The organism is Maritimibacter dapengensis (genome assembly GCF_019218265.1).
GTDB classification, from domain to species: domain Bacteria; phylum Pseudomonadota; class Alphaproteobacteria; order Rhodobacterales; family Rhodobacteraceae; genus Maritimibacter; species Maritimibacter dapengensis.
Genome location: NZ_JAHUZE010000004.1, coordinates 343,851 through 370,197, shown reverse-complemented (window position 1 = coordinate 370,197; position 26,347 = coordinate 343,851). Strand labels below are relative to the sequence as shown.

Genomic DNA, 26,347 nt, shown 5'->3' with positions numbered 1-26,347 from the left:
ACGGGAGACACGTATGACACATTATTCAATTCTTGATCTCGCACCCATTCCAGAAGGGTCGTGTGCTTCTGACGCACTCGCCAATGCTACCGATCTTGCACGACACGCGGAGCGTTGGGGGTACCATCGATACTGGTTTGCCGAACACCATAATTCTACGGGAATAGCATCTTCTGCGACCGCAATCCTGATTGGACATGTCGCAAACGCCACAAGCAAAATTCGGGTCGGGTCGGGCGGAATCATGCTTCCCAATCACGCGCCGTTAATGGTCGCCGAACAGTTCGGAACGCTCGCGACGCTATACGGTCCGCGGATTGACCTCGGGGTCGGACGAGCACCGGGAACCGACATGGCGACTGCGCGAGCCTTGCGACGGATACTGTCGCAGGCCGACACCTTCCCGGACGATGTGGTCGAGCTGATCAGCTATCTCGCGCCTCTCTCAGCGGGCCAACGGATCAAGGCTATTCCCGGAGCTGGCACAAAGGTACCGATCTGGATGCTTGGTTCATCCCTTTTTGGCGCCCAGTTGGCAGCCCAGCTTGGATTGCCCTACGCCTTCGCCAGTCATTTCGCACCCGACGCGCTGGATGATGCAATCCACGTGTATCGAACGAGATTTGAACCTGGTCAGGAGGATAGCTCACGGTTCATGCTCGCCGTGAACCTCTTCGCAGCTGATACCGAGCACGAAGCGTTTCGGCTCAGAACCTCGATGCAGCAGGCATTCATCAATCTTCGCAAAGGTTCGCCCGGTCCTCTTCCGTCACCGGTCGACGATTTCGGAACAATAGCCAATGAACAGGAAATCGCTATGGTCAACAACGCCCTTCGGATCACCGCAATTGGAGGTCGCGATCAGGTTGCCCGCCAGGTCGAAGCGTTGCTGAACCGGTATCGGCCCGACGAGGTCATATTTTCCAGCGGAATCCATGACCATAGGGCACGTCTGCGGTCGTTCGAGATCGGCGCGGAGGTCATGAGCCGCCTTGCGACCGCTGCCTAAACGATCGCGAGCGCCCGCCTATCCTGCAAGCTGCGACACGATATTCGAAATCAACGCCGCATCACTTGCGCGCGTCAGCGAAGGCGCATGGCCCGCTTCGTCAAAGACAGTTATCTCGGGGCGCGGTCCACGGGTCAACATTTCGCTGGCGATGTCTTCGGTCAAAAGGTCTGACGACCGCCCCCTTAACACGTGGGTCGATACTTGAAGCGAATCGTAAATATCCCACAGATCGGTCGATTCCCGGTCGGCGTTCAGAACGTCGATGATACGTGGATCATAATGCAGCGTGAGTTGTCCGTCTGCGCAACGTCTTACCGATGCCTCGGCCATCCGCGCCCAAAAAGGATCGTCCGCGGGGCCAAAAGGCGTGTAGACCTCCCGTAGCCAAGCCTCGGCTTCGGAAACGCGTGAAAATACTGGCAATTCGGAAGAGTAGGTCACGATCCGATCCAGCGCGGCATCCGGAACCATCGGGCCGATATCGTTGATGATAAGGGCCGACACACGGTCGGTGGCTGCGGCGAGCGTCATTCCGATTTGGCCACCCATGGACGTGCCGAGCCAGATCGCATCGTTTTTGCCGTAGTGATCCAGCATCGCGCCTGCCAGGCGTGCATAGTTGGGGAGGGTGTATTCCCGGTCCGGATCAACCGCCCAAGATGATAACCCGCGGCCGATCGTATCCGGGCAAATCACGAAATACTCGGACGCGAAAGCCCGTGCCAGTTCGTCGAAATCGCGTCCGTTTCGGGCAAGACCGTGCCACATGACAAATGCTGGATTGGACACATCTCCCCATTCCGTGACATGAAGTTCATGCGTCCCGAGCGGCAGAAAAACCGAGCGTGGCATCATTTCGCTCGCCCCCGGATGATTGTTCCTGCGATCCCTGCTGGGAAAAAGTAGACGAGCAGGATGAATATGATCCCAAGCCAGAGAAGCCAGCGATCCGGACTGAGCAGCTCTGGCAGAAGTGGTATCGCGCTAGTCGCATCCGAAGCGACTTCCATCAAATCGCGCAGATAGTACTGCGCTAACACCATGAGTGTGGCACCGATTGCGGCTCCCCACATCGTGCCCATGCCGCCGATCACGACCATCAGCAGAATGTCGATCATTATGGCGAAGGACAGCGTGGTATCCGGCCCTGTGTATTTGAGCCAGGCGGCATAGACCGCACCGGCCAACGCTGCTGTGGTCGCAGCAATTACGAAGACCGCTGTTCGGTACGCCACGACGCGGTAGCCTATGCCCTCGGCCCGTGCCTCATTCTCGCGAATGGCCTTTAGCACCGTGCCAAGGGGCGAACCGACGATCCGCAGCATCACCCAGAACATGACCGCTGAGGTAAAGAAGACGAAGTAATACGCCGCGATCTTGCCATTCATGCGAACGCCGGCGATCCGGGCAACCTTGCCCTCGTCATCGGTCAATAGCTTGGTCGCGGGTTTGAATATGTCCGGTGAAGAATATGTCATGCCATCCTCGCCACCGGTAAACGACGACAGTTGCGACGCGAGCACAAGTGCCACTGAAGCAGCGGCGAGCGTGATCATGGCAAAAAAGATCGCCTTCACTCTGAGCGACAACAGACCAATCAGAACCGCAAGCACTGCCGCGACAAGTACGCCCGCCAACGCACCCACGATCCAGTATCCCCAGGTGTTGTCACCTTGTTTCATCGCGATGGCCACGCCGTATGCTCCTAGGCCAAAGAACATTGTGTGCGCGAAACTGACAATCCCGGTGTAGCCGATCAGGAGATCGTAACTCGCCACCAACACGATGAAGACGCAGATCCGAGCAGCGACCTCGACCTGGCGCACATCCTGGAACAGGAAGGGCGAGAACAGGAGCAACCCCCAGATGGTGAGCGCGATGATCTTGACTGAGAGTGTGCGGTTCATATCGCGCTCCTCATTTGACCGCCGGGGCGAGGCCGTAGGGCCGCCACAGGAGGATCGCCATCATCAAGATCATGTTCGATGCGAGCGCGAGTTTGGGCGATAGGTAACCCACGTAATTCTGCATGAGCGCCACGACGATTGCGCCCAGAAGGGTGCCCTGGATCGACCCCAGCCCGCCGATGATGACGACGATGAACACGATCACCATCATCTCGGCCCCAAGCGCCGGGGTGATGAGCGTCTCATATCCTGCCCACATTGCGCCTCCGAGTGCGGCGAGCGCTGAGCCAAGCATGAAGACCCCGATGAAAAGCCGGTCGATCTTGAAACCCAGCGCCTCGACCATCTCGCGGTTTTCCACGCCAGCGCGAATCAAAAGCCCGATGCGCGTTTTGTTCAGCAAATAGTAGAGCCCCGCGTAAACCAAAGCGCCGACCACGAACGCGAACAGGCGATAGACCTCGAGCGACGATCCGCCCAGAATAATCGCTCCTTCAAGGAAATGCGGACGAGGAACGTTCACCGGCGTGCCCCCCCACGTGGCGAGGATCAGTTGCTCGGCCACGATCAGCGCCCCCATGGTTATGAGGATCTGGCGCAAATGATCTTTGTAGACCGGCTTCACGATAACGCGCTCGAAGAACCAGCCCCCAGCAGCGCCGAACACGATAGCCGCTGCAAGGGCTGCGATGAGGGCGAGGGAGTTCAGGATGATACTGTCGGCCCCGAGCCAACCTCCGAGCCATGCCAACACGCTGGCTGCGACGAAAGCACCGAAGCTCACGAAGGCTGAATGGCCAAAGTTCAGCACATCCATCAGGCCAAAAACGAGCGACAGACCGGAGGCCATGAGAAAGATCATGAGACCCATCGATAGCCCGGCGACGGTAAGGGTAAGCCAGGACGAGGGAGCGCCAATCAGGAAAAAGGCAACGATTGCGATCGCGACGGGAAGGACGAAGACGCCCCCTGCGCGGTCGATCATGTTTGCGAACGTGTTCATGCACCCTCCACGGAAAGGCTCAGGAGGCGGTCCTGAAGCGCGGTGTCGGCAGCGAATTCGGCCATCGTGCCGGTGTGGACCACCCGCCCGTCGTCGATCACCGCCATGTCGCGCCCAAGGCTCTTGGCGAATGCGAAATTCTGCTCGACCAGCAGGATCGTCGTCGTCTGGCTGATTTCCCGAAAAGCCTCGCCCATCGCGTGAATGATCGACGGAGCAAGACCCTTGGTCGGCTCGTCAATCAAGATCAGGTCGCGGGGCTCGATTATGGCCCGGGCGACGGCGAGCATCTGCTTCTGCCCACCAGAAAGGCTCCAGGCCTGTTTGTCCCAGAACTGTTCGAGCGCCGGGAAAAGCTCGTAAACACGTGTGAGCCGCGCCTGGTCGAATTTACCGCTCGCGGTGGCGAGAACCATGTTCTCGGCCACGGTCAAACCACCGAATATACCCATATTCTCGGGTACGAAGGCGATACCTTTGCGCGCAATGTCCGAGGTGTGGAGCGACGAAACGTCTTCGCCGCGGAAGGTGACAGACCCGGGCGGGCGGTCCCACAACCCGATGATCGAGCGCAACGTCGTAGTTTTGCCCGCGCCATTGCGCCCAAGCAGGACGAACACACCGCCTTCGGGCACGTCGAAGGTCACGCCATGCAGAACCGAATATTGTCCGATCGAGACGTCCATATTCTTAATGGAAAGCAGGGTCATGCCATCTCTCCAGCATTGCCTAGATACACATCTTTTACGACTTGGCTCGACATAACCTCACCCGGATCGCCGTCAGCAATAAGCTCGCCGTTGTGAAGCACGATGATCCGATCCGCGAGGGCGCGCACCACGTCCATCTTGTGCTCGACCAAAAGCACCGTCTTTGAGTGGTCATGTTTGATCTCGGCGATGAGATCGAGCACGTCCGGCGCGTGGTCAAGGCTCATACCCGCGGTGGGTTCGTCGAACATATAGATATCCGGCTCCATCGCCATGAGCAGCGCCACTTCAAGCTTGCGCTGATCGCCGTGGGCCAATGCGGCAGCAGGCAATTCGGCCTTGTCGCTAAGCTTGGTCGCTTCGAGATAGCGTTCCGCCCGTGCCGTCAGTTCGCTCAGCTTCGCGACCGGTGTGAAGAACCGACGCCCGTCGCCCGCCTGCGCCTGAACGGCGAGCCGTATGTTCTCGAGGACCGAGAGCTGCGGAAAAAGGTTGGTGAGCTGGAACGCGCGCCCAACGCCGTGTCGGGCGATCTGGCTTGCCGACATTCGTGTGAGGTCGACCCCGTCTTTCTCCACGCTCCCGGATGTCGGTGTAAGCTGACCCGAGATCATGTTGAAATAGGTGGTCTTGCCGGCACCGTTCGGGCCCACGATGACGGTCAGTTCGCCAGGGCGAAAGTCGCAGGTCACGGCGTTCACGGCCGTATGCCCGCCGAACCGGATCGTGAGATCACGGGTGGAAAGCGATGGGTGTATCATATGATTGAGGTTCTGTTCAGTCGCCCCGGCCAGCACGTTCGCTGGCACCGGCCGGAGCTGGAGACATCAGTTTTCGCGACCGACGGGGATGTCCATCATGTCGGGGGTAATGATCTCCACCTTTTCGGGAATCGCCCATTCAACATCATCATCCACACGGATCTTGAAGTGGAGCATGCTCTGTAACGCTTGGTGATCTTCGGGGCGGAAGGTCATTTCACCCTTGGGCGTATCCCAGGACATGCCCTCCATAGCAGCGATCAGCCCTTCGGTGTCGAGCGTTTCGGCGGTTTCGATCGCCTTGACCACGGCCAATGCCGCCGACATGCCACCCGCAGTGAAGAAGTCAGGCGGCCCGTCGAAGCGCGCCATGTGCTCTTCCACGAGCCAGTCGTTGATCTCGTTCTCGAAGGCTTCGTAGTAATAATACACCGCGCCTTCCATGCCCGGGAACCGCTTGTAACCGGCCATTGCGGGCAGGATATTGCCACCGAAAGACAGTTCGATGTCGAAACGAGACGGATCCATCGCTTGCAGCTTGCCGGGCGCGTCGCCGGACCCCGCAACATAGATCAGAATGACCTTGCGCCCATCCTGATCCTTGAGTGCATTGAACAGGCGTTCGCCGACAGCGGTGTAGTCCGCCGTGCCTTGCGCCACGTATTCCTCGGAGACGACAGTCGCCCCCGTCCCTTCGAGTGCCGACTTGAACGCTGCGATACCGTCACGACCGAAGGCGTAGTCTTCGGCCAACGTGGCAACATAGAGGTTCTCATCAGGCTTCAGCGCAAGCGCCTGGGCCTGCATGTCCATTGACGAGTTGCGCGAAGTCTTGAACACGTAGCGGTTCGATTCCGGGCCCGTCAGGCTGTCTGCAACGGCTGGTTCGACCAGCAAGATACGCTCGTATTCTTCTGCGATGGGCAGCATACCGGTGGTCACACCGGACGAGGTAGCACCCACGGCCAAAAGCACTTCGTCGTCGCCATAGGCTTCGGCAAGAACGGCGCGCGCCACATCTGGTTTGAACTGCGTATCCTTGTAAATCACTTCAATCGGGTGGCCGTTTACTTCCATCGTGCCGCCCGTGGCATATTCGAGGCCAAGCTCGAAGCCGGTGTGGGTCTGTTTGGAAAAGGCTTCCAGCGGGCTGCCGGACATACCGTGGATGAGTGCGATCTTGACCGGGTCGCCATCCTGTGCGACCGCCGGACCGGCCATCGCAACGGCGACAGAAAACGCGGTCATGGCGCGTTTCATGAGTTTCATGGATTATCCTCCCTTGGCCCCGCGCGCTTGTGGTCACACGGGATCGTTCATATCGTGGCACAAGCCTCGTCAATCGCAGGGATTTCGGCAACTTGGGGAAAATACGTATAGATGACGCCTACGCGTCCGGAGATTTCGCGGGTCTCGTGTTCGAGAACGCGCCGGTTGGCCTCGTCGTCACCGAAAGCCGCGTGATCCGGGCTTGCAACCCTGAGTTCGAACGGATGTTCGGCTACGACTCGGGCGAGTTGACCGACCAATCCTTCGAAGTGCTATATTCCTCACGCGACGAATTCGTGAAGATCCGAGATCGCGGCGTTGCGGACCTCAGGACCACGAACACCTATTGGGACGAACGCGTCATGGCGCGTAAAGACGGCTCCCTGTTCTGGTGCCGCACGCGGGGACATTCGCTTACGCCCGAAAACGACCCGCTCGGCCGCGCCGTCTGGAGTTTCGCGGACCTGTCGGGGCACCGCCCCTACCAGCCGCTGACCAAGCGCGAAGGCGAGGTCGTGAACCTTTTGGCCGAAGGGTTGACTTCGAAAGAGATCGCGCGAGCGCTCGACATCTCGCCACGTACGGTCGAGGTCCACCGCGCCAATCTTCAAAAGAAGTTCGGTGTGACCAACACCAACGCATTGCTCCATGCCATGTCAGGTGTGCCACCCGAACGTATTGTCGGCCGCTGACAATGCCGGAAACTTCGTCGATGTCTAAGGCTCACTCCGCCGCAGGCAGCGACGCCAACCGTGCCTCTTCGCCGCCCAGCGCCTGCATCTGATGCTCAGCCCAGAATTGGATGTCATATGTCTGAATCACCCGGCGCAGCGCCGCCATACGGTCTCGCCGCTCGGGTTCTTCCATTGACAAAGCCTGTTCGATCGCGCTGTCCATCGAGCGGTTCGAGAACGGATTGGTGAGCAGTGCCGAACCCATCTCAACCGCCGCACCCGCGAATTCCGACAACACAAGCACCCCGTCACCGTCGCTCCGCGCGGCACAAAATTCCTTGGCGACAAGGTTCATGCCGTCCGCTAACGGCGTGATCCACGCCACGTCGGCGGCACGGTAGTATGCAACAAGTTCGGTAAATGGGATCGCGCGCGAGATGAGCGCGATGGGTTGCCAGTCGAGCGAGCCAAATTGTCCGTTGATCTGCCCGGCCATCTGTTCCAGATCGGCCTGGATGTTCTCATAGACCGTCATGTTCTTGTTCGCTGGCACGGAGACGTGCATCAGGCGAACTTTGCCGCGCAACTCGGGCTTGGCCTCGAGCAGTCTTTTGAAGCTTTCAAGTTGGTCGATGCCGCCTTTCGTGTAATCGGTGCGTCCGACCGAAAGTAGAAGCTTCTGGTCCCCCAGATCGGCACGGATCCCGGTCACCTGTTCATCGGTTTCGGACCGTCCCGCGACGTCGGAAATATACCCGAAGTCGATCCCCACCGGGCTCGCCTGCACACGGATTGTTTGATCGCCAAATTGCAGCTCTGAGGGCACGCTGACTTCGGTCAGGGCCGAGAATTCGGCGGCGAAGTCATCGTCCACCTTTTGCCTTTTCGTCACATCCACATCCAGCATCGAACGTGCGGCGGAAACGAAATTCGCGACGTAACGCGGTATGTGGAAACCGACGACGTCGCAGGCGAGAAGACTCTCCATGATCTCCTTGCGCCAGGGCAGAACGTTGAACATGTCCGCCGAGGGGAACGGCGTGTGGTGGAAGAAGCTGATCTTCAGGTCGGGCCGCAGTCGGCGAAGATACCCCGGCACGAGCCAGAGGTTGTAGTCATGAACCCAGACCACAGCCCCGTCAGCGGCTTCATGCGCGGCTGCCTCGGCAAAGGCCCAGTTTACCTCTCGGAAGGTCGGCCAATCGACCGGGTCGTAGTTGTAGCGTTCCTTGAAGCCGTGAAGGATCGGCCAGAACGCCTCTTTCGAAGATACTTCGTAGAAGCTCTTTATCTGCTCACGGGTCAGCGGAAGGCGGCTGACGGTATATGCGCCATGCGCATCCTCAATCTCGACACGGCGCTCAAAGCCGGGGTTCATCGGATCCTCGGCCTCTTTCCAGGCCACCCAGGCCCCACTGTCGAAACGTCCGAAAAACGACTTCAGCGTCGGCACGATCCCATTGGGGCTCTTGTTCTCGTGGAACTCGATTTTCCCGTCGACTTTCACTTCCGTATAGGGTTGGCGGTGATAGACGATCACGATGTTCGAAGACATTTGGGTCAAGCTCCTTTGGGATGGTTCGGGTGAAGGCCGAGCGCTGCGATGGCTTCGATTATGCCGCCCGCACCATGGGCTTCGGCGAGATAGAGATGATCGAGGTCGCGTACCTGGCGCAGAAGATCGGGTTCGGAGTTTCCGACCGCGACCGCCGGAAGGCCGCAGGCGAGCATCGACAGGTCATTGAGCGTATCGCCCGCGACAAGCACGCGGGACAGGTCCATCTCGAGATGCTCAACGAGGCGACGAATCGACGGACCTTTGGACACGCCCTTGGGCAACACGTCGAAATAACGATTGTCGGAGATGAGCCAATCCAGATCCAATGCCTCGACCTTTGCTTTTGCGCTGTCATCGAACTGCGCGGGGTCGAGGTCATAACTGACCCGATATCGAAAATCCGTCGGCTGAAGCGTAAGACCCGGCTGCCCGTCTAAAGCTGCGCGTACGCGCTCGCCGGCGTCCTGCCAGCGATGAGAAATGTCATGTTCCAGTACATTGATCGGGGTGATCTCTGGGCGGTGCACTTCCGCGATTGTCGTGCCCACGTCGCCTACGACGTAGTCTGGCCAAGGTAGGTCTCGCTCAACACACATGCCAGCGATGAAGTCTGGGTCGCGACCCGTGACGAAGATCAGCCCCACGCTATCACGGTTCGCTTCAATCCAGTCATACAGCTGCCCCCGCGCCGCATCGCTGCCGCCCAAGAACGTGCCGTCGAGGTCGGTGGCCAAAGTGAATTCTCGCGCCGAGAGTGGTTTCTCGAGCGTTGTCAGTTCGTTCAATGTCGATCTCCAAATCCGAGTATCGCTGTAGGTTCAGGGTGGTCGAGAAAAAGGTCGAGCGTGCGCGGCTCACCTTCGAGCGGACGCGTCCAAAGGGCCGAGAAACTCTTCCCAATATCCGCGCCCTCATGCAGGACCGCGTTAACCGTTTCGCAGATCGGCATCGGCACGCGGATCCGCCGCGCAAGATCGACGACAGAGACCGCGTTCACCTCGCCCTCGACCACGACCGGGCGCCCGTCGAAGCATTCGGCGCGCGCGCGACCCTCGCCCAACTGGCACCCCAGCGACATGTTGCGCGACGTCGTCGAGGAACATGTTAGCGTCAAATCGCCCGCACCCGAAAGCCCCGTCACCGTCTCGCGTCGCCCGCCCAGTGCCTCGGCCATAGCTTTCATCTCATTGATCCCGCGGGTGATGAGTGCGGCGCGGGTGTTCTCGGCGAAGCCTGCGCCCGTCATGATCCCGCAGGCGATGGCAATCACGTTCTTGACGGCGCCACCCACTTCGACACCCACAAGGTCGTCCGACACGTAGGGGCGAAACCCGCTGCCCGAGAACGACATGGCGAGCCGGGCGGCCGGGCTTTCGTTCGGTAGGAGCCGGTCGGCATAGCTGAACGGGAATGCGACCGTGGCGGCGGTTGGGTGATCGAGCGCGGTTTCGCGTGCGAAGGTCGGGCCCGAGACCGCGCCGACCGGATGACCCGGAAGTGCCTCGGACACGACCTCGGACAACAAAAGCCCGGAACCGCGCTCGATCCCTTTGCAGGCGAGTGCGATCGGGATGCCACTCGGAATATGCGGGGCAACGGCGTCGCAAATATCGCGCAGGGTTTTGGACGGCGTGACGAGGATTACCGCTTCAGCACCGGTCAGCGCTTCGCCGATCACCGATGTCGCCCGAATGCCGGGCGGCAGAGGGACCTCCGGCAGATATTGCGCATTTTCGCCTGTTGCGTTGATAGCCTCGGCAACGTCACGGCGACGCGCCCAAAGGGTGACGTCGCGACCGGACCGAGCCAGAACGGCGGCCAGGGCGGTGCCCCACGACCCGGCGCCGATTACGGCAACTCGGGCAAATGGATATGACGACGGCTTCTGTTCGCTGTCTTTCATCTGCTCAGGGTCATACGACCCTTGGATTGGAGTTACTCGGCCGACCGGAGGGGCGGATCGGCCCAGGGAGCACGAACGCACTCTCCGAGACACCGCGACTGGCCCCTATCCGCCCGGATCTCCGGGGCGCGCGATGATGTCTTGTCTTGAGGATAGGCCTCCCCGCGACGTCGGCAACCGAACGCTGCCTCCCAGCATCGGGTTCCACGAAATCGTGAGTCTTATCGGTGGAACCTGCTGACGCGCGACTCAATTCGCACAAAAAATATGCAATTGACTAATAAGTTCGCGCCTTGTGCTCAACGCGCTTCAGCTGCGAGGAAATGTTGATAAGCGTCCTTCACACCCTCTTCGAGCGAACGAACGTTGTTCCAGCCCAGTTCGTGCAACCGGGTGCTATCCATGAGCTTGCGCGGTGTGCCGTCGGGTTTGGTCGCGTCGAATACCAACTCGGCCTCATACCCCACCACCCGAGCGATCGTTTCGGCCAAATCGCGGATCGAAACTTCGACGCCCGAACCGACATTCACATGGTCGTAGCCCGAGTATTCCTTGAGCAGAAAAACCAACGCGTCCGCAAGATCGTCGCAGTGCAGGAATTCGCGCAAAGGTTCGCCTGACCCCCAAACTTCGACAGTTTCCGCGCCGCTCTGCTTGGCCTCGTGAAACTTGCGAAGGAGTGCCGGCAGCACATGCGAACTTTCGAGATCATAGTTGTCGCCCGGGCCATAGAGGTTCGTCGGCATGGCCGAAATCCAGTCACGACCATGTTGCTTGCGATAGGCCTGCATGAGCTTGATGCCCGCAATCTTGGCGATGGCGTACCACTCGTTTGTAGGCTCAAGTGGTCCTGTCAACAAGCTTTCTTCGGCCATCGGCTGTGGCGCCATTTTAGGGTAGATGCAAGAGGACCCGAGAAACAGGAACCGCTCGACATCGTTAGCGTGTGCGGCTTCGACGATGTTCGTTTCGATTTGAAGATTCTGCAGCAGGAAATCCACCGGGTGCGTGTCGTTGGCCAAAATGCCGCCGACCTTGGCCGCCGCCATGACAACGGCATCGGGGCGCGCCTCAGCCATCCAGTCACGCACGTCGGCCTGACTGGTCAAGTCGACGACGTCTCGCCCGGCGGTCACGACCTCGCAGTCTTCGGCCTCCAATCGGCGCACGACGGCTCCGCCGACCATGCCGCGATGCCCGGCGACCCAGACACGTTTGCCGGAGATATCCCAAGCCATAATCAGCCCTCCAGCGACACCGGGAGATCCAGCCCGTGCTCTTTCAGCAATGCAACACGGCGAGCGTGTTTGAGATCCTCCGCGACCATTTCCTCGCACATTTCCTGCGCGGTAATCTCCGGCTCCCAGCCCAGTTTCTGTTTTGCATAGGCCGGATCACCCAACAGCGTTTCGACCTCGGCGGGGCGGAAGTAACGCGGGTCGATCCGCATGATGACCTGGCCTGGCTTCACCGCCGGAGCAACGTTGTTGTCCACTGATTTTACTGTCGCGATCTCGTCGGTGCCTTCCCCGGAAAAGTCCAGCTCGATCGACAATTCCCGCGCCGACCACTCGATGAACTCACGCACCGAATATTGTTTGCCGGTCGCGATCACGAAATCTTCGGGCGCGTCCTGCTGCAGCATCATCCACTGCATCCGCACGTAATCCTTGGCGTGACCCCAGTCGCGAAGCGAGTCGATGTTGCCCATGTAAAGGCAATCCTCGAGCCCCATGGCGATATTCGCCAAGCCGCGCGTGATCTTGCGCGTCACGAAGGTCTCACCGCGCCGGGGGCTTTCGTGATTGAATAGAATGCCGTTGCAGGCATACATCCCATAGCTTTCGCGGTAATTCACCGTAATCCAATAGGCGTAGAGTTTGGCCACGGCGTAAGGTGAGCGTGGATAGAAAGGCGTCGTTTCACGCTGCGGGATCTCTTGAACTTTGCCGAAGAGTTCCGACGTCGAAGCCTGATAGAAGCGCGTCTCTTTCTCGCGGCCGAGAAAGCGGATTGCCTCGAGCAGACGCAAGGTGCCGATCGCGTCTACGTCCGCTGTGTATTCAGGGCTTTCGAAGCTTACGGCGACATGGCTTTGCGCGCCGAGATTATAGACCTCATCCGGTCCGATTTCCGCCAGAAGACGCGTCAGATTCGAGGTGTCCGTAAGGTCTCCGTAGTGAAGGATCATCCGAACATCGCCCTCATGGGGATCTTCGTAAATATGGTCGACGCGCTGGGTATTGAACTGAGAGGCCCGACGCTTGATCCCATGTACTTCGTATCCTTTCTCGAGCAGAAACTCGGTGAGATACGATCCGTCTTGTCCTGTGATGCCTGTGATCAAGGCCTTTTTCATGTTCAGCTCCTCTCGGCTCGCGGATCTGCCTCCAACACACGACTATGATATCGTGGAAACCCTTATGGTATCGCTGGATTAGTCACACCGCTCTTGCCCCGATTTGCTGCCGAGGACCAGAGGGGGCACCAAGAAATCGGCAATTGCATGCGCGGTGCGGTGCCATCGCACCCTGCGCAAAGCAAATGAAGGCGGCTCAGGCGGTATGCCCGCCCAGGGTTTCCGCGAACCAGTCCGCAATAAGCGAGCGACCGAACGACATGTTGTCCGCCCCGACATGCTCAACGCCACCTTCGTAATCGGTGAATACCTTCAGCTCACGTTTGGGGCTGTTGACGAGTTGCTCAAAACTCTGATGTGCGTACTCCAAGCCAATCTGCCGATCTTTTTCACCATGGGTGATGAGGAACGGGACCTTGATCTTTTCCATTTGCCCATCCAGCGTCATGCCCGCCGATTTCTCGAGGAAATCCTCTTGGTCGGCTGCGTCAAACACCCACCAGACGTGTTTCCAGTAATGCGGCACCGGGTTCTCGCCTTCGCGTTTCATCCTTTTGCGCTGGACCTCGGCCCAGTTGTGATTGGCACCCCAAACCGCCCCGGAGGCGTATCGGGATTCGTTCGCCACGACGCGTGGAACGTAGTATCCGCCGAGCGAAATACCTGAGCAGCCGACGCGGTTCGCATCGACGTCCGGGCGAGCAGCGGCGTATTCATACACCGGCGTGCCCCAGCGTTCGCTGTCATGCGTGGCGTGCAATCCCTGAAGCCGGATCGATTCACCGGTGCCCGGCTGATCGACACAAAGTGTCGAGATACCACGCTTTGCGAGTGCGTGAGGGAGCCAGGTCCAATAAAGCAGTTCCTTGTTGGAATCGAGCCCGTTTAGAAACACCACACAGGGCCCTTCTCCCTCGACCCCAGCGCCTTTCGTGAAATAGGCGGGGATCACCTTTTCACCATAGGGAATTTCCACCCGCTCACAGTTCTCACGGTTGTAGCGTACATATTTATCGAAGCATTCCAGTGCCTTAGAAAAGGTTTCTTTACGCCCCGGGTGTCCGTGTCCCTGCATCCGTTCCGCCGTCAGCAGATATAGCGAAGCGCGGCGCAGCTTATCAGCCGCCGAAAAGAGCCTTTTCTTTTCTTCGTCGTCCGCAGCCTGCGCAATCAGATCATTCGCCTTTTTCATCCATTCAGCCAGAAACTCGGCGGTTCCTGCATCTTCACCCGCCTGCGCCTTCTCAAGCAGCGGCTTGGACATGTCGATGATTTCTCCCAGCTCAGCTCCCGACTGCATCGCAATCGAAAGGGACAGGTTCCAGACGTAGTTGGGGAAATATTCAAACAAGGCCATGCGCGTTCCTCCTAAAGTTTCCAGCGGACGCTACGCGCGCAACTGTGCGATGGGAAATTGAATGTCACGGACTTAACTATTGATTTCGCGGATAGCGTGGATGATGACAAACAATTTCTCCAATACATTCGTCCAGCCTAGATTGCGTGGAGCTTATGAAATTGGGAGGATACCCATGCGCATCATCGGACCTGACGAACTGGTCTTCGGCGTCGACGATTTGAATGCTTGTCGCACGTTCCTAGTCGACTACGGGCTGGATGAAGAAAACTGGGAGGATGGCAAGGGCGGTACTTTCGTCGCGCTCGACAACACCGCGATAACTGTGCGCGCGCGCGATGATTCTTCACTCCCCAAGCCACTGCCATCGGGATCGACGCTACGTCAGACGATCTATGGCGTCGAAGATGCAAGCGTGCTGGACGAAATTGAAGCTGAGTTGTCTACCGACCGGGAAGTGACTCGAGACGGAAACGGCGCAATCGCTCTTGTCGACGACGTTGACATGGCACTCAAATTCCAAGTGACACGGCGGATCGACCTGGATCTGGAGGCGGAACTGATCAACAGCCCCGGTGCTGCGCCCTTGCGCGGCGTGAACAAGATCGGCGCGCTTCAGGATGCCCCGGCGAAGCCGCGCACCCTAAGCCACATCGTCTATTTCACGCCAGACATGACGAAGCACGAAGCCTTCTATGTGGAGCGATTGAAATTCGTTGTCACGGATCGCTTCACCAACGTTGGGCCATTTCTGCGGCCGCAGGCCTGCAAAGACCACCATACTCTGTTCATGCTGGCGACCCCGCCCTACATGCAAGGCCTCGAGCACCTCGCATTTCATATGCAAGGGCCAACGGACCTGATGCTCGCAGGCTCACGGCTGGTTCAAAAAGGATACGAAAGCTTCTGGGGCCCGGGTCGGCACAAGTTTGGGTCCAACTGGTTCTGGTATTTCAATTGCCCGCTCATGACCCATTTCGAGTACGATGCCGACATGGACATTCACGACGACGATTGGGCCCCCAGGGAAATCGACGTTTCCGCAGAGGCCTCGCAATTGTTTCTCTTCGAAAATGTCGAAAAGTGGTTCCCCGGTGCAGGGCCAAAAGACTGAGACCCGACAACCCCAGTTCGTCGAAAGCCCGCTTTGTCGGTTCGACGATCTGGAGGACGGGCACTCCCGGGGTTTTGATCCTCTAAGCGAGGGGCGCGACACGATGTTCATCGTGAGGCAAGGCGATGTGCTCTATGGCTGGCGCAACAATTGCCCTCACTATGAAAACGCGCGCATGGCCTGGAAAAAGAATGAGTTTCTGAACGGTGACCGCAGCCGGATCGTCTGTGGCGCACATGGTGCCTTGTTCGATATTGCCTCGGGTCAATGCGTACTTGGTCCATGCCTCGGTCAATCCTTGACGCCCGTTCCACTCACCATCCTTGACGGTCAGGTGTTTCTTGAGGAGCCTTATAGTCCGGGCCTCCGTCCGCGCCCCGGCAGGCACCATCCATGAGACTTGCTGGCAAACGAGCAGTCGTCACAGGCGCCGGACGTGGGATAGGACGCGCGATTGCCGAGCGATACGTTGCAGAAGGGGCTGAGGTTCTAGCCTGCGACATCGACCCCGGCGGATTGAAGACCCTCTCGACACCGCGCAGATTGGCAGCCGATCTGACGTCCGAGACAGGGGCCGATGATCTGGTTCAGGCCGCGCGTGCCGCATGGGGCGGTGCGGACATTCTGGTCAATGCCGCCGCTATCGTGCGTTTTGCCCCCATTGCAGACATGAACCTTGCGGACTTTCATACGACAACGAAAGGTGAGATCGACAGCGTGTTCCTTGTCACTCGGGCAATGTGGCCATTACTTGAGGCGTCGGGCGCCGCTTCGATCGTGAATTTCTCGTCAGCCAACGCCCATGTCGCGCTCGATGGGTTGCCGGCGATCGCGCATACAGCTGGCAAAGGCGCAGTACTAGCAATGACCCGGCAGATGGCGATGGAAGGCGGTCCCCTTGGCATCAGAGCGAATTCGATCGCACCCGGCTTCACGATTACCGAGGAGACCAGTCAGCATCTCGACACGCCGCTCATGAAGAACGTTCGAGCCAAGCTGATGGTCGGGCGGTTGGGAACGGCGGAAGACATAGCGCATCTCGCCGTTTATCTCGGATCGGACGAAGCGGGCTATGTGACCGGTGCGGATTTCCGCATCGACGGTGGCGCGACCGCTTGGTGAGAAGCGAGATCAGGACCCATCGTGAACCAGCGTGCCTCCGTCGACGACGATCGTCTGTCCAGTGACAAACGCACCTCCCGGACTCGCGAGCCAAAGCGCGGTCGCGGCGATCTCGGAGACTTCGCCGAAGCGTCGCAGAGGCGTGGCCTGCAATCTTCGCTTCATGAATGCCTCATCCGCGATCAGGCCTTCGGAGAAGGGTGTCTTGATGAGCCCGGGCGCGATGGCATTCGCCCGGATGTTCTCGGGCCCGTGCGCCACGGCGATATTTCGCGCAAGTTGGGCGAGCGCGGCCTTGGTCATGGAGTAGGTCGCGATCGCCTTGTTTCCGCGCAGCGCCGATAGTGACGACATGAGGATGATCGACCCGCCGCCACTTCGTGACATTTCGGGTATCACTGCTGAAGAAAGCCAAGTTGCAGCGTGCAGGTTCACGTCGAATGTTCGCATGTATTCTGCTTCGTCCAGCCCCACGACCCCAGTCGTGCCGCCTTCAACCCCTGCGTTCGAGACAAGAATATCGACGCCGCCCATTTCGTCGATTGTTGCCCGGAACAGTTCGTCCGCCGCCTCATGTGTTCCAAGTAAAGCCGGGATCGCGTGGCACCCGATTTCAGATGCGGTTTCGGCCAGATCGCTCTCCACGTTCCCCGCAATCACAACTTCGGCCCCCGCGTCCGTAAACGTTCGCGCAATTTCACGCCCAATGCCCGTAGCACCTCCGGTGACGAGTGCGCGTTTGCCGGACAGGTCGAAGATTTCCATCGGTGTCATTTGATCCTCCCCACCCCTTTCTGCCGCAATAAAAACTATCTATGAAGTCGATAAGACAAATGGATTCGATCTGGTAGACAAATAGGAGGCAACATGCGTTTCAAAGGGCTGGATCTCAATTTGCTCGTCGCGCTCGACATTCTCTTAACTGAAAAGAACGTCTCACGCGCTGCGGAAAAACTGTTCCTGAGCCAGTCAGCGACTTCTGGTGCGCTCGCCCGGCTGCGGGACTATTTTGACGACGAGCTGCTGGTCCAGGTCGGACGCAAAATGGTTCTGACACCGAGGGCCACGGCGCTGGCGGGCAAAGTGCGGGCAGCGCTGGTTCAGATCGACGGCACGATCATTCAAGCGCCCGGATTTGACCCCGCAACCGTGCAGCGAACCATCCGCATCATCGCGTCGGACTTTATCACGATCTCTTGCCTGCGAAGCGCCGTGCGCAACATCGGTCGCGAAGCGCCGGGTCTTGTGATCGACATCCAGCAGCCCGCGCATAAGCCGCACGAGAAAATCGAACGCGGTGAAGTCGAATTGCTGGTTATGCCAGAGCTTTACGTGTCGCCGGACCATCCGTCCGAGCGAGTGTTTTCAGACGGCTATGTGGTAGTTGCATGGGAGGGCAACACGACGCACGGCACCACGATTACCGAAGCGGAATTTTTTGCCGCACAGCACGCCACTGTCATGTTCGAAACCCATACCCCGTCTTATGAGGCCTGGTTCATCAAGAATCGCTCCGCCAATGAACGCAAGTTAGCGGTCATCGCTGGTAGTTTCTCTGCCTTACCCTTTTTGATCGAGGGCACCGAGTACCTCGCCCTGATGCATCGGTCGATGGCAGAAATATTCGCCGCGCAGATGCCACTTCGGATCATACCCTGCCCGATCGACATCCCTGAACTCGTCGAGGCGATCCAATGGCATACGTATTCTGACAGCGACGAGTGTCTGGCATGGGTTCGGGAAAAAATAATGACGGCGGCGCGGAATAGCTGACCCATCGGTCAGGTCGATACAAATCATTAAATCATTCTATTTCACCGAGGTCAGGCGCTTCTCTAGGGTGCTGCGGAAGAGAAATGCCAAGGGAGGACGGCATGGGAGGTAATCTGACAAACCACGTTCAAAACGTTCTGGTCGTGGGCGGTGGCGTCGGTGGTCCCGCCGCTGCGATCCGTCTGGCGGAACGTGGCGTGAAAGTGGACCTGATTGACATTGAGGAAAACTGGGGGGCTGCAGGCACGGGGGTCACTCTGTCGTCCCTGACCGCACGCGCGCTTTGCGATCTCGGCTTTGCCGAGGACCTCATCAACAAAGGCCACCTTCATGACGGCCTCATCATGTGCGACCCTATGGGCAATGTGGTGCAGGAGCACCAGACACCACGCCTTTTTTCGCCGGACGTCCCAGGTGAAGGAGGCGTCATGCGCCCGGTTCTGCACGATATGATGGTCCAAAGAATGCGGGATAATGGGGTCTCGATGAACACCGGCATTTCGGTAACTGAACTGGATCAGACCGAGGCAGGCGTCCACGTTACATTTACCGATGGAAGCACCGGTACGTATGATCTGGTCATCGGCGCCGACGGGCTGTTTTCGAAAGTACGGGACCTCGTCATGCCTGACGCGCCCAAGCCAAGCTACACTGGGCAAGTCTGCTGGCGTGCACAGATGGAGCTCCCTCCCCACTGGACGACCGCGAAGATGTTCTTGGGTCCGGTCAAAGTCGGTTTCACACCCTATGCCAAAGACCGCATGTACATGTTTCTCTTGGAGAACGCGAAGGACAAGCCGTTCTACAAAAACGAAGAACTTCTTCCCCGCCTGAAGGCCCTGCTCGCGCCTTTCGGCGGCGAACTAGCCGAGATCAGAGATGCAATGGACGAGGCAACGCCAATTCTCGCCCGACCGCTCGAATCCGTATTGATTGACGGACCTTGGCACGTCGGACGGGTCTTGCTGATCGGCGATGCGGCCCACGCAACGACTCCGCACCTCGCTTCTGGTGCCGGCATGGCGGTCGAGGATGCGATCGTGCTGGTTGAAGAGCTCGACCGCGCCGATAACTGGGACGAAGCGATGAGCGCGTTCATGGCGCGTCGCCTGCCGCGCGGCAAGATGGTCGTTGGCAACTCGTTAGAACTCGGACGCTTGGAACAGGAAGGTGCGGGTATGGACAAGATTGGGCCACTCATGGGCCAGTCTCTTGGTGCGATCGCGCAACCTTATTAGGTTTGCTGCAAACCCGCGAACAGGAGATCCATGATCCGTTTCGCATCCGCGTCGCGCGGGGTGCTTTCGCCGCGCCCCAAACCGCCACCGAGCGTGTTAAGCAGCAAACCAAGGTCTTTTTCCGTCAGGTCTTCGCGGAGCGAGCCATCACGGATTCCGGCCACTCGGAATCGATCCAGAACCGCAATCACTCGATCATGGAGATCCTGCAAACACCCGTCGTCTTCGCAACCCTGGAGCGCAGGACCGAGCGCCGCGTGCGCTGCCATGTCATCGAACAGGGCCGACAAGATCAGGTGAAATCCCTCGCCAGATTGGGGCGCCTCGCCAGCCAATGCTTCGAGCCGCCCGACGTTGCGTTCGAATACGGCGAGACCCAACTCCTCACGGCTGGCGAAATTGCGATAAAGCGTAGCGCGACCAACGCCCGCAGCTTTCGCGATCTTGTCAAGCGGTACACTGAACCCATCAAGCGCAAAGACGTTGGCTGCGGCGGCAAGTATTAATTCGCGGTTGCGAGCGCCATCGGCGCGAAGTGATTTCATCTCCATGGTTTCTGTCTAGCCGTCTCCTCAGTGCAGCTCAACTACACCCCAATGTTCGGCAGATCCACGTCCTCACCTGCCATATGGCTCGCCGCAATGAAGCCGAACGTGAGCGAGGGTCCAAGCGTCGCCCCAGGTCCCGGATACGTCCGCCCCATGACACTCGCGGTGTTATTTCCAGTGGCATATAGACCCTCTATGACCTTTCCGCCCGTATCGATCGCTCGCGCGTACTCATCGGTCAGAAGCCCGCCTTTGGTACCTAAATCGCCCGGAAAGATCTTCACAGCATAAAACGGTCCTTGTTCGAGCCGGCCCAGGTTCGGGTTCGGCTTCACCCTGGGATCGCCATAGTAGTTGTCGTATGCGGTCCGCCCGCGCCCAAAATCTTCGTCCACGCCACGATCAGCGAAACCGTTGAACCGTTCCACCGTTGCCAATAACCCAGCCTTGTCGATGCCGCAGGCTTCGGCGAGGTCGCTCAGACTTTCCGACTTGATGAAAAATCCGGTATCCAACCAGCGTTGCGGCGTCCGTCCACCCGGCGCGGACCCGAACATGTAGCGTTTGCGATGACGATTTTCGAGAATGAGCCAGGCAGGTATGGCGGAGACGGTTTCATTTCGGTCGAGTTGCCGTCGCCCTGCATCGACATAGCTTTCGCTCTCGTTGCAAAACCGCGCGCCGGTCTGATCCACGATGATCGAATGTGGCAAAGACCGCTCCCAAACCGGGAACCCCATTTCACCCTCGGCATTTTGCGTGGACGGACCCCACCACGCCTCATCCATGAGGGCGGTTGCAACCGGCAGATCCGCCATTGGGATGATGATACCGTCGCCTTCGTCATCGGGGGATGACAGCGACCATGTGCCGTCGACCGGCTGGTGTTCCGAACGAAAAGCTTCGTTATGTGCGAACCCGCCCGCAGCCAGTAGGACGCCGTGTTTCGCCTCGATACGCTTGTCACGGCCATTTTCGCGCACGACCACACCCGTAACGCGGCCGCCGCCCGACACAAGCCCGACGAGCGGTGTCGAAAGCCGAAGCTCGGCAGTCGTTTTCAGAAATATCGACATAAGCTGTGCAGTAAGGTTCTGACCGATCGCCATCGGCTCGCGACCCGTCAGCTTCCACCAGGCGGTTCGTGCCAGGATGGTGGCGAGCCGAAGTGCGGCTTTAGGTGTCCGTGTCGCGAGCGGAAGCAGGTAGACGTCGTCTGTCTTGAACGCCATTGCCGGCGCGCCCTGTGAAGATCGTCGTTGGGAGGACCGCCACTCGCCTAGGGTCTTACCATCGAAGATCATGCCCTCGACGATGCGGCCGATCTTGCCACCCGGTCGGTCTGGGTAATAGTCGGGATAGTAGCGCGCTCGCTCCCATTGGAAGCCTTGCGACATTGCGAATTCCATCATGCGGCGGGCATTTGCGATATATGCGATTTTGCGTATGCGAGATGAGGCTGGGCCGACATCCTCGACCACTTCTTCCATGTAAGTCAGCGCCTCTTCGGGGCTGTCTGGATCGCCATCGCGTTCCATTAGCGGGTTGTTCGGCACCCAGACACCACCGCCCGACAGAGCCGATGTTCCGCCCCATACATCGGCCTTTTCTATCAAGAGCACCGTCAGCCCGGCAGTCGCCGCCTTGATCGCCCCCATGAAACCGCCTGCGCCAGAGCCGACCACGACCACATCGAAGCTTTCGTCCCATTCCGTCATGTCTTCCTCCCGTCAGCATCAAGTGGACACAAGTGTCCACTTGTCGGCACCTCGGTCAAGGAAATTCTCGGCCCAGTCAGGCATGAAAAAAAGTCGGCCCGGATCGGCCGACTTCGCTCAAATAGCTAACAGAACTGCTTCAGGCTTTGACGACGGTCTGTTCGATCCTACCGAAGATGCTGGTACCATCCGGATCGAACACTTCCATCTTCACCCGATCTCCAAACTGCATGAAACTGGTCTTCGCTTCGCCTTCGTCGATCATCTCGATCCCGCGACGCTCTGCGATGCAAGACGAACCGACTTCGCGGTAGGTTTCATTGGAGACAGTTCCAGACCCTATCACCGTTCCGGCAACGAGGTCGCGAGAATACGCGGCATGCGCCACCAATTCATCGAAACCGACAGACATGGCATAGCCGCTTGCCGCGCCGAATTTGGCACCGTTCCACCAGACATTGAGAGGAAGGTCAACGCGGGCGTCGCGCCAGGCGTCGCCAAGTTCGTCCGGCGTGACCGCGACAGGCGCCATCGCACAAGCCGGCTTGGCCCGAACCCAGCCAAATCCCGCCTTCATCTCGAGAGGTGCGATGCGGCGCAGGGACCAATCGTTGATCTGGACAATAAGCTTGATATGGCCGCGCGCTTTTTCAGCAGTGGTGCCAAGCGGCACGGAATCGGTGATGATCCCGAATTCGCCTTCGAAGTCGATGAAATCGTCCTCCGTCGGGAATTTCACGTCCTCGCATGGCCCATAAAACCGGTCGGAAACCCCCTGATACATGTACGGAAAGTCCGGCTTGAACTTGCCTTCCATGTTGAAGACCTTGTCCATAAGCGCCCCGTGACTGTCGAAGGCCGACCCGTCAAGCCATTGCCACGCCCTTGGCAGAGGCGCGTGAGCGGACGAAGGATCGAATGCCTCGCCGTCACCACGGTTGACCGCATCGTATTGCTGCAAGAGCGCACCTGAGACTTCGTCGAAACGCTCCATCAAAGCCTGCATCGTTGGCACGGCCTCAGCCGGTGCCATCCGGGACAGGTCCCTGCTTACCACCACAAGTCGGCCATCCTTGGACCCATCCGGGATCGTCGCAAACTTCATGATAATCCTCCTACTTTAAATCGCACCGTCGATAAGATCGGCAATTGTGTCGTCCCGCAAAAAACCAAGCCGGTCGGCGGTTTCGGTTTGCAATTCGGGATAGCTTCCAAACAGAGCCACGAGTTCAGGGTCGGGCTCATATGTGATCCTAGAACGGCTTTCCGGGAACTTGCAGCGCAGGGCCGCCACCAAGTCGCCGAATGTCAAAGCCAAGGCTGGCAGAGTGAAAGCGCGTGTGTCACCGAGCTTCGGCAACTTTGCGGCATGGACGAAATTCCGGGCCACGTTGTCGACGCTGGCCATCCATGTCCGGCTGTCTTCCGCGACCGGGAGCGCTATATCCTCACCCCTTCTCACACACCAGAAAAGCCGCGACATGAACGCTGACTTCAGTGCGGCATCAGCACCGTCCCGAGCCATGACGCCCGAAGGTCTGATTGATACGCCGTCAAGCCAGCCGCGCCTTGTGAAATTGGTCAACGCCACTTCCATCATCAACTTTTGCGCACCGTAGATCATCGATGGGTCGAACGGCGTGGAGTCGGTGACCGGATCAGGCATAGGCTTTCCGTACACGGCGATGGTAGAGGCGAACACGACACGAGTGCCCGCAGCGGTGTTACTCAGGTATTCGAACAGATCGAGAGTCTGTTCGACATTCACTTTCCGGGCCAGGCTGTAGTCCGCCTCTGCAGCTCCCCCAAGGACAGAGGCCAGAAGTATCACCGCGTCGGCCCCACCCAGCGCCTCGGCGCGCAGTGCCTCTTCCGAGAAATCACCTTTGAATGTTTCGACCTTCGTTCCCTCCCTCGAGGGTATTTCGATGCGGTCTACGAGAGAAACCTTTGTGATTTCCGGATCGGCCTGCAAGAGATCGGACAGTCGCTGTCCGACAAAACCTCCCGCTCCGATCACCGCAACTTCCATCCTCCCGATATCCCTCATAATCTCAATTGGTCGATCGACCAAATATTATCGGTCCGTCAGATGTGCGACAAGGAAACTAAGGTGCGATTCCTATTGGATTTTCTGCCCGGTGGTATCGACAGAAACCATGAGACACTGTGTGAATTATCGGTTTCAACGAAGTGAAGGAAAGGTTGGGAGGACCAAGCATGGCACGATATCTCAAGGAAGGTGTGGACCCCGGCGTGGTCAAGGCGGCCGACGAAAAGGTGCGCAGCATAGTAGAAGCGACGCTCTCAGACATCGAGGCGCGAGGCAACGCCGCGGTCCGAGACCTTTCGGTCAAATTCGACAATTGGGATCGTGAAGATTATCGACTTTCTCCTCAGGAAATCGACGCATGCATGAACGAGATGAGCGCGCAGGACCTGCACGACATCGAGTTCGCGCAAACCCAAGTGCGCAACTTTGCCCAAATTCAGAAAGCTGCGCTTCAGGGCGTCGAAGTCGAAACTATGCCCGGCGTTATACTCGGGCATAAGAACGTTCCGATCCAGAACGCAGGCTGTTACGTGCCTGGAGGCAAATACCCCATGCTTGCTTCGGCGCATATGTCGGTTCTGACCGCCAAGGTCGCTGGCGTGCCCCGGGTCATTACCTGTGCTCCACCCTATCAAGGGCGGCCCGCCTCGGCGATCGTCGCGGCGCAGCACATGGCTGGCGCGGACGAAATTTATGCGCTCGGTGGTATTCAGGCAATTGGCGCAATGGCGCTCGGGACCGAGACCATCGACCCGATCGACATTCTCGTAGGACCCGGGAACGCCTTTGTCGCAGAAGCCAAACGCCAGCTCTATGGACGGGTTGGAATAGATCTATTCGCTGGCCCGACCGAAACCCTCGTCATCGCGGATGAGACCGTGGACGCCGAGCTTTGCGCCACCGATCTACTGGGCCAGGCCGAACATGGCCCGGACAGCCCTGCGGTTCTCCTGACCACGTCCGAGCGATTGGCGCGCGACACCATGGCAGAGGTGGAACGATTGCTCGAGATCCTTCCTACCGCAGGCCATGCACGCAAGGCATGGGAGACCTTTGGTCAGGTCATCGTGGTCGAGGATCACGATGAAATGTTGGCCGTCGCCGACGACATCGCTTCCGAGCACGTGCAAGTCATGACCGACCGGGACGATTGGTATCTCGACAAGATGGTCAACTATGGTGCGCTGTTCCTCGGACCCCGAACCAATGTGGCCTACGGTGACAAAGCAATCGGAACGAACCACACGCTGCCCACGAAGAAGGCCGGACGTTATACTGGGGGGCTTTGGGTCGGCAAATTCATCAAGACCCACACCTACCAGAAAGTGGTGACCGACGAGGCAAGCGCTATGGTCGGTCGGTACTGTTCGCGGCTCTGCATGTTGGAAGGATTTCAAGGCCACGCGGAACAGGCAAATGTTCGAGTGCGCAGATACGGCGGCCAAAATGTACCATATGCCGAAGGCGCTGAACCCAAGGCCGGCGAGGATAAAGTCTGATGCAACTACCCGAAACCCCTTCCTTCCGATTGGATGGAAAACGCGCCTTGGTCACTGGCGCTGGCCGGGGCATAGGTTTGGCCGCCGCAGCCGCGCTCGCCGAACAAGGCGCCGAGGTCACGCTGGTTGCCCGCTCCGCTGATGAAATCGAGTCCGCGGCAAATGCCATTCGCGCCCGTTCTCAGCGCGCGCATGCGCTGGCGCTCGACGTATCGGACCTGAGCGCCGTGTCCCGCGAAGTTTCGGCGGCGGGCCCATTCGACATTCTCGTGAACAATGCCGGCACCAATCGGCCCAAGCCGGTATGGGACGTGGATGAGAGTGACTATGATGCTGTACTCGGTCTCAATTTGAAATCCGCATTTTTCGTCGCCAAAGCCGTTGCGCTGGGACTGATGAAGGCGGGCAAGTCCGGTTCGCTCATACACATGTCATCGCAGATGGGGCAGGTCTCTGGCCCCGGTCGCTCACTCTACTCGGCCTCGAAATTCGCCATCGAAGGAATGAACAAAGGTTTTGCGCTCGACCTCGCCGCGCACGGAATACGCTCGAACACTATCGCGCCGACGTTCATCGAGACCCCTATGACCGCTCCATTCTTCGAAGACGAAGCTTTTCTTGCCCGCGTGATGGAAAAAATCAAGCTTGGCCGTCTCGGTCAGGTGAGCGACCTTATGGGTGCAATCGTATTTCTTGCTTCAGACGCTTCGGCGCTCATGACCGGGTCGACTTTGACGGTCGATGGTGGCTGGACCGCAGAATGACATCT

General features: G+C 58.7%; 26 protein-coding genes. 9 read left to right on the top strand and 17 right to left on the bottom strand.

What is annotated here, in order from left to right; all coding sequences use genetic code 11:
- Window positions 1-13: 13 nt before the first annotated feature.
- Window positions 14-1,009, top strand: coding sequence for an LLM class flavin-dependent oxidoreductase (locus KJP28_RS17070; RefSeq protein ID WP_218393834.1), 996 nt, complete (start codon window positions 14-16; stop codon window positions 1,007-1,009).
- Window positions 1,010-1,027: 18 nt separating this feature from the next.
- On the opposite strand, the gene KJP28_RS17065 is transcribed toward KJP28_RS17070, so the two are convergent.
- The 6 genes from KJP28_RS17065 to KJP28_RS17040 all read right to left on the bottom strand — a co-directional run bounded on the left by KJP28_RS17065 (window position 1,028) and on the right by KJP28_RS17040 (window position 6,653).
- Entirely contained in the window at window positions 1,028-1,864 is an 837-nt protein-coding gene (locus tag KJP28_RS17065) for an alpha/beta fold hydrolase (RefSeq protein ID WP_255552446.1), read from the bottom strand.
- Window positions 1,864-2,919 (bottom strand): branched-chain amino acid ABC transporter permease, encoded by a 1,056-nt coding sequence (locus KJP28_RS17060; RefSeq protein WP_218393832.1) that lies wholly within the window; start codon window positions 2,917-2,919, stop codon window positions 1,864-1,866. Before KJP28_RS17060 ends, KJP28_RS17065 begins: the two co-directional genes overlap by 1 nt.
- Window positions 2,920-2,929: 10 nt before the next feature.
- A complete protein-coding gene (locus KJP28_RS17055) occupies window positions 2,930-3,922 on the bottom strand; it encodes a branched-chain amino acid ABC transporter permease (protein WP_255552445.1) in 993 nt (330 codons plus the stop codon).
- Window positions 3,919-4,632: an ABC transporter ATP-binding protein gene (locus tag KJP28_RS17050; RefSeq protein ID WP_218393831.1), complete on the bottom strand. Its 714-nt coding sequence runs from the start codon at window positions 4,630-4,632 to the stop codon at window positions 3,919-3,921. The genes KJP28_RS17055 and KJP28_RS17050 overlap by 4 nt, the downstream gene beginning before the upstream one ends.
- Window positions 4,629-5,393, bottom strand: coding sequence for an ABC transporter ATP-binding protein (locus KJP28_RS17045; protein ID WP_218393830.1), 765 nt, complete (start codon window positions 5,391-5,393; stop codon window positions 4,629-4,631). Before KJP28_RS17045 ends, KJP28_RS17050 begins: the two co-directional genes overlap by 4 nt.
- Before the next feature lie 66 nt (window positions 5,394-5,459).
- A complete protein-coding gene (locus tag KJP28_RS17040) occupies window positions 5,460-6,653 on the bottom strand; it encodes a substrate-binding domain-containing protein (protein ID WP_218394030.1) in 1,194 nt (397 codons plus the stop codon).
- A gap of 101 nt (window positions 6,654-6,754) precedes the next feature.
- On the opposite strand from KJP28_RS17040, the gene KJP28_RS17035 reads away from it, so the two are divergent.
- Complete coding sequence (locus tag KJP28_RS17035; RefSeq protein ID WP_218393829.1) at window positions 6,755-7,354, top strand: LuxR C-terminal-related transcriptional regulator; 600 nt, start codon at window positions 6,755-6,757, stop codon at window positions 7,352-7,354.
- A 31-nt stretch (window positions 7,355-7,385) separates the two neighbouring features.
- On the opposite strand, the gene ggpS is transcribed toward KJP28_RS17035, so the two are convergent.
- From ggpS to KJP28_RS17005, 6 genes are all read right to left on the bottom strand, one after another.
- Window positions 7,386-8,891, bottom strand: a complete 1,506-nt coding sequence (gene ggpS, locus KJP28_RS17030; protein ID WP_218393828.1) for a glucosylglycerol-phosphate synthase — start codon at window positions 8,889-8,891, stop codon at window positions 7,386-7,388.
- A gap of 5 nt (window positions 8,892-8,896) precedes the next feature.
- Window positions 8,897-9,679 (bottom strand): HAD family hydrolase, encoded by a 783-nt coding sequence (locus KJP28_RS17025; protein ID WP_218393827.1) that lies wholly within the window; start codon window positions 9,677-9,679, stop codon window positions 8,897-8,899.
- The gene (locus KJP28_RS17020; RefSeq protein WP_218393826.1) at window positions 9,676-10,797 is read right to left on the bottom strand and encodes an NAD(P)H-dependent glycerol-3-phosphate dehydrogenase; all 1,122 of its coding nucleotides are present in this window, start codon (window positions 10,795-10,797) and stop codon (window positions 9,676-9,678) included. Before KJP28_RS17020 ends, KJP28_RS17025 begins: the two co-directional genes overlap by 4 nt.
- 299 nt (window positions 10,798-11,096) lie before the next feature.
- Window positions 11,097-12,035, bottom strand: a complete 939-nt coding sequence (gene fcl / locus KJP28_RS17015; RefSeq protein ID WP_255552444.1) for a GDP-L-fucose synthase — start codon at window positions 12,033-12,035, stop codon at window positions 11,097-11,099.
- 2 nt (window positions 12,036-12,037) lie between these two features.
- Window positions 12,038-13,156, bottom strand: coding sequence for a GDP-mannose 4,6-dehydratase (gene gmd, locus KJP28_RS17010; RefSeq protein WP_218393825.1), 1,119 nt, complete (start codon window positions 13,154-13,156; stop codon window positions 12,038-12,040).
- A 196-nt stretch (window positions 13,157-13,352) separates the two neighbouring features.
- Complete coding sequence (locus KJP28_RS17005; RefSeq protein ID WP_218393824.1) at window positions 13,353-14,513, bottom strand: alpha/beta hydrolase family protein; 1,161 nt, start codon at window positions 14,511-14,513, stop codon at window positions 13,353-13,355.
- A 175-nt stretch (window positions 14,514-14,688) separates the two neighbouring features.
- Here KJP28_RS17005 and KJP28_RS17000 point away from each other — a divergent pair, with 175 nt between their 5' ends.
- Genes KJP28_RS17000 through KJP28_RS16990 form a run of 3 tightly spaced genes read left to right on the top strand, consistent with a single transcriptional unit; the run spans window position 14,689 to window position 16,749 of the window.
- The gene (locus KJP28_RS17000; RefSeq protein ID WP_218393823.1) at window positions 14,689-15,627 is read left to right on the top strand and encodes a VOC family protein; all 939 of its coding nucleotides are present in this window, start codon (window positions 14,689-14,691) and stop codon (window positions 15,625-15,627) included.
- Entirely contained in the window at window positions 15,587-16,024 is a 438-nt protein-coding gene (locus tag KJP28_RS16995; protein WP_218393822.1) for a Rieske (2Fe-2S) protein, read from the top strand. Before KJP28_RS17000 ends, KJP28_RS16995 begins: the two co-directional genes overlap by 41 nt.
- A complete protein-coding gene (locus KJP28_RS16990; RefSeq protein ID WP_218393821.1) occupies window positions 16,021-16,749 on the top strand; it encodes an SDR family NAD(P)-dependent oxidoreductase in 729 nt (242 codons plus the stop codon). The genes KJP28_RS16995 and KJP28_RS16990 overlap by 4 nt, the downstream gene beginning before the upstream one ends.
- Window positions 16,750-16,758: 9 nt before the next feature.
- On the opposite strand, the gene KJP28_RS16985 is transcribed toward KJP28_RS16990, so the two are convergent.
- Window positions 16,759-17,523, bottom strand: a complete 765-nt coding sequence (locus tag KJP28_RS16985) for an SDR family NAD(P)-dependent oxidoreductase (RefSeq protein WP_218393820.1) — start codon at window positions 17,521-17,523, stop codon at window positions 16,759-16,761.
- 93 nt (window positions 17,524-17,616) lie between these two features.
- On the opposite strand from KJP28_RS16985, the gene KJP28_RS16980 reads away from it, so the two are divergent.
- Both KJP28_RS16980 and KJP28_RS16975 read left to right on the top strand, forming a co-directional pair.
- Window positions 17,617-18,522 (top strand): LysR family transcriptional regulator, encoded by a 906-nt coding sequence (locus tag KJP28_RS16980; RefSeq protein ID WP_218393819.1) that lies wholly within the window; start codon window positions 17,617-17,619, stop codon window positions 18,520-18,522.
- A 101-nt stretch (window positions 18,523-18,623) separates the two neighbouring features.
- Window positions 18,624-19,760: an FAD-dependent monooxygenase gene (locus KJP28_RS16975; RefSeq protein ID WP_218393818.1), complete on the top strand. Its 1,137-nt coding sequence runs from the start codon at window positions 18,624-18,626 to the stop codon at window positions 19,758-19,760.
- On the opposite strand, the gene KJP28_RS16970 is transcribed toward KJP28_RS16975, so the two are convergent.
- From KJP28_RS16970 to KJP28_RS16955, 4 genes are all read right to left on the bottom strand, one after another.
- On the bottom strand, window positions 19,757-20,305 hold the full coding sequence (locus KJP28_RS16970; RefSeq protein ID WP_218393817.1) for a TetR/AcrR family transcriptional regulator: 549 nt from the start codon (window positions 20,303-20,305) through the stop codon (window positions 19,757-19,759). The two genes, KJP28_RS16975 and KJP28_RS16970, sit on opposite strands and share 4 nt — an antisense overlap.
- A 41-nt stretch (window positions 20,306-20,346) precedes the next feature.
- Window positions 20,347-22,026, bottom strand: coding sequence for an FAD-dependent oxidoreductase (locus KJP28_RS16965; RefSeq protein WP_218393816.1), 1,680 nt, complete (start codon window positions 22,024-22,026; stop codon window positions 20,347-20,349).
- A 139-nt stretch (window positions 22,027-22,165) separates the two neighbouring features.
- Entirely contained in the window at window positions 22,166-23,131 is a 966-nt protein-coding gene (locus KJP28_RS16960) for a fumarylacetoacetate hydrolase family protein (RefSeq protein ID WP_218393815.1), read from the bottom strand.
- 15 nt (window positions 23,132-23,146) lie between these two features.
- Window positions 23,147-24,058 carry an SDR family oxidoreductase gene (locus KJP28_RS16955; protein WP_218393814.1) on the bottom strand — a complete coding sequence of 304 codons (912 nt, stop codon included), beginning with the start codon at window positions 24,056-24,058 and terminating at the stop codon, window positions 23,147-23,149.
- Between the two features lie 188 nt (window positions 24,059-24,246).
- Here KJP28_RS16955 and hisD point away from each other — a divergent pair, with 188 nt between their 5' ends.
- Window positions 24,247-25,578, top strand: a complete 1,332-nt coding sequence (hisD, locus tag KJP28_RS16950; protein ID WP_218393813.1) for a histidinol dehydrogenase — start codon at window positions 24,247-24,249, stop codon at window positions 25,576-25,578.
- Entirely contained in the window at window positions 25,578-26,342 is a 765-nt protein-coding gene (locus tag KJP28_RS16945) for an SDR family NAD(P)-dependent oxidoreductase (RefSeq protein ID WP_218393812.1), read from the top strand. Before hisD ends, KJP28_RS16945 begins: the two co-directional genes overlap by 1 nt.
- The last annotated feature ends 5 nt before the right edge of the window (window positions 26,343-26,347 follow it).

Excerpts from the sequence above, each read along its gene's own strand:
- KJP28_RS17000 (WP_218393823.1), top strand. The coding sequence starts at position 14,689 with ATGCGCATCATCGGACCTGACGAACTGGTCTTCGGCGTCGACGATTTG.
- KJP28_RS17065 (WP_255552446.1), bottom strand. The coding sequence starts at position 1,864 with ATGCCACGCTCGGTTTTTCTGCCGCTCGGGACGCATGAACTTCATGTC.
- KJP28_RS17020 (WP_218393826.1), bottom strand. The coding sequence starts at position 10,797 with ATGAAAGACAGCGAACAGAAGCCGTCGTCATATCCATTTGCCCGAGTT.
- KJP28_RS17070 (WP_218393834.1), top strand. The coding sequence starts at position 14 with ATGACACATTATTCAATTCTTGATCTCGCACCCATTCCAGAAGGGTCG.
- KJP28_RS16980 (WP_218393819.1), top strand. The coding sequence starts at position 17,617 with ATGCGTTTCAAAGGGCTGGATCTCAATTTGCTCGTCGCGCTCGACATT.
- KJP28_RS16970 (WP_218393817.1), bottom strand. The coding sequence starts at position 20,305 with ATGAAATCACTTCGCGCCGATGGCGCTCGCAACCGCGAATTAATACTT.
- KJP28_RS17040 (WP_218394030.1), bottom strand. The coding sequence starts at position 6,653 with ATGAAACGCGCCATGACCGCGTTTTCTGTCGCCGTTGCGATGGCCGGT.
- KJP28_RS17050 (WP_218393831.1), bottom strand. The coding sequence starts at position 4,632 with ATGACCCTGCTTTCCATTAAGAATATGGACGTCTCGATCGGACAATAT.
- KJP28_RS17005 (WP_218393824.1), bottom strand. The coding sequence starts at position 14,513 with ATGGCCTTGTTTGAATATTTCCCCAACTACGTCTGGAACCTGTCCCTT.
- KJP28_RS16960 (WP_218393815.1), bottom strand. The coding sequence starts at position 23,131 with ATGAAGTTTGCGACGATCCCGGATGGGTCCAAGGATGGCCGACTTGTG.
- KJP28_RS16955 (WP_218393814.1), bottom strand. The coding sequence starts at position 24,058 with ATGGAAGTTGCGGTGATCGGAGCGGGAGGTTTTGTCGGACAGCGACTG.
- KJP28_RS17055 (WP_255552445.1), bottom strand. The coding sequence starts at position 3,922 with ATGAACACGTTCGCAAACATGATCGACCGCGCAGGGGGCGTCTTCGTC.
- KJP28_RS16965 (WP_218393816.1), bottom strand. The coding sequence starts at position 22,026 with ATGACGGAATGGGACGAAAGCTTCGATGTGGTCGTGGTCGGCTCTGGC.
- KJP28_RS17060 (WP_218393832.1), bottom strand. The coding sequence starts at position 2,919 with ATGAACCGCACACTCTCAGTCAAGATCATCGCGCTCACCATCTGGGGG.
- KJP28_RS16990 (WP_218393821.1), top strand. The coding sequence starts at position 16,021 with ATGAGACTTGCTGGCAAACGAGCAGTCGTCACAGGCGCCGGACGTGGG.
- gmd (WP_218393825.1), bottom strand. The coding sequence starts at position 13,156 with ATGAAAAAGGCCTTGATCACAGGCATCACAGGACAAGACGGATCGTAT.
- KJP28_RS16995 (WP_218393822.1), top strand. The coding sequence starts at position 15,587 with ATGTCGAAAAGTGGTTCCCCGGTGCAGGGCCAAAAGACTGAGACCCGA.
- KJP28_RS17045 (WP_218393830.1), bottom strand. The coding sequence starts at position 5,393 with ATGATACACCCATCGCTTTCCACCCGTGATCTCACGATCCGGTTCGGC.
- KJP28_RS16975 (WP_218393818.1), top strand. The coding sequence starts at position 18,624 with ATGGGAGGTAATCTGACAAACCACGTTCAAAACGTTCTGGTCGTGGGC.
- KJP28_RS16985 (WP_218393820.1), bottom strand. The coding sequence starts at position 17,523 with ATGACACCGATGGAAATCTTCGACCTGTCCGGCAAACGCGCACTCGTC.
- ggpS (WP_218393828.1), bottom strand. The coding sequence starts at position 8,891 with ATGTCTTCGAACATCGTGATCGTCTATCACCGCCAACCCTATACGGAA.
- fcl (WP_255552444.1), bottom strand. The coding sequence starts at position 12,035 with ATGGCTTGGGATATCTCCGGCAAACGTGTCTGGGTCGCCGGGCATCGC.
- KJP28_RS16945 (WP_218393812.1), top strand. The coding sequence starts at position 25,578 with ATGCAACTACCCGAAACCCCTTCCTTCCGATTGGATGGAAAACGCGCC.
- hisD (WP_218393813.1), top strand. The coding sequence starts at position 24,247 with ATGGCACGATATCTCAAGGAAGGTGTGGACCCCGGCGTGGTCAAGGCG.